The organism is Acidimicrobiia bacterium, assembly GCA_016650365.1.
GTDB lineage: Bacteria > Actinomycetota > Acidimicrobiia > Spongiisociales > JAENVV01 > JAENVV01.
Genome location: JAENVV010000331.1, coordinates 1 through 1,010, shown reverse-complemented (window position 1 = coordinate 1,010; position 1,010 = coordinate 1). Strand labels below are relative to the sequence as shown.

General features: G+C 60.9%; 2 protein-coding genes. One reads left to right on the top strand and one right to left on the bottom strand.

What is annotated here, in order from left to right; translation table 11 throughout:
- On the top strand, positions 1-495 hold a 495-nt coding region (locus tag JJE47_17870; GenBank protein ID MBK5269294.1), incomplete at its 5' end, for an electron transfer flavoprotein subunit alpha/FixB family protein.
- A gap of 58 nt (positions 496-553) precedes the next feature.
- Here the strand turns inward: JJE47_17870 and JJE47_17865 are convergent.
- Positions 554-1,010 (bottom strand): hypothetical protein (locus JJE47_17865; protein MBK5269293.1); only part of this gene is annotated, 457 nt, incomplete at its 5' end.

Here is a 1,010-nt window from a genome sequence, read left to right as displayed (position 1 = left end):
TACACAGCTGCTCCCGCAGCAGCATCGACCGGCATTCCTCCGATCGAGAAGCTCGACCTTCCCGACGTCGGCAAGGCTGGTGCCAAGATCACCGGTACCCACGTCGAAGAAAGGGAAGGCCCCAAACTCGAGGAGGCCGCCGTGATTGTCTCCGGAGGCCGGGGTCTCGGTTCGGCCGACAACTATCAGCTGATTGAGCAACTCGGAAAGCTTCTCAAGGCGGCCACCGGAGCGACCCGAGCCATCGTCGATGCAGGATGGGTTCCCTACGCCAAGCAAGTCGGCCAGACGGGGAAGACCGTCAAACCTGATGTGTACATCGCCGCCGGCATCTCAGGTGCCATGCAGCACCTTGTCGGTATGAAAGACTCGAAGGTGATCATCGCCATCAACAAAGACGCCGACGCTCCCATCTTCACCGTTGCCGACCTCGGCATCGTGGGCGATGTCAAGACAGTCCTCCCCAAACTGATCGAGGCTCTGGAAAAGCGATAGTTGCGGGATGCCCGGCCCTTCTGACTGGTGTACCGATAGGTGGACCGCCCAACAAGCCCTATAGAAGGACCCCGAACGCACCGGCAATCGCCGGAGCCCAGAAAGTTGCCGGGATCGGGCCTGCCCCGACCTCTGCCGCCAGCTTTCGTCGAGCGGGGTGCCCACCGGTAACCAGCGCCAACTGCTCCCTCGTGTGGGCTCCGCCATGGGCGCCTTTCAGGATCGCCGATTCGAAAGGGCCGAAATAGCGACCTACCCCGCACCACGTGAGCACATTGCCATCGGCAAGGAGCTCCCACCCTTCTACTCCCTCGATCGTCGAAAGAACCGCGGGATCACCAAGTCCAGAGATCAGAGCAGCGCTGCCTTCGTCAACGATGATGAGATCGTCATCAAGATGGTGGCGAAGGTCGATACCGGGACCGTCGACGGTGTCCTGGACGTGGTCACTCACCACAACTATCAACGTCTCATCCCAATCGCCGCCAATGGCTTCATCGATCTCCCGAACCCGC